A 517-nucleotide genomic window follows, 5' to 3' on the forward strand; every position below is an offset into this window, starting at 1 on the left:
GCGGTGCGCGCACCCCTCACAATAACGACTTCTCTTTGCACGTCACGCTCCTTGATATAGATGGTGCATGCAGGCATCGTTTTTGATGCCCCGCTTACCGACTTACACAGTTGGATAATTCGGACCACCGCCGCCCCGAGGTGTCACCCACACGATGTTCTGTGTCGGGTCCTTGATCTCGCAGGTCTTGCAATGCACGCAATTCTGCGCATTGATGACGAGACGCTCGCTGCCGTCGTCGTCGTTCTTGACGAACTCATACACGGCCACTGGGCAGTAACGCGATTCCGGACCCGCATAGGTCTTGCTAGCTCACGTTGACCGGCACCGACGGGTGTTTCAGCGTCAGCTGCGCCGGCTGGTTCTCTTCGTGATTCGTGATCGAGATGAACACCGACGAGAGCCGGTCGAAAGTCAGCTTGCCATCCGGCTTCGAATATGTGATCGGCTTGCATTGCGAAGCGGGCTTGAGCATCTCGTGATCCGAATGCCGATGGTGCAGCGTCCACGGCACGTT

General features: G+C 57.3%; 1 pseudogene. It reads right to left on the minus strand.

What is annotated here, in order from left to right:
- Window positions 1-102 precede the first annotated feature (102 nt).
- Window positions 103-517 (minus strand): annotated as a pseudogene (locus AWB68_RS48025) (4Fe-4S dicluster domain-containing protein); the annotation flags it as partial.

The sequence above is a fragment of the Caballeronia choica genome (assembly GCF_001544535.1).
Classification (GTDB): Bacteria; Pseudomonadota; Gammaproteobacteria; order Burkholderiales; family Burkholderiaceae; genus Caballeronia; species Caballeronia choica.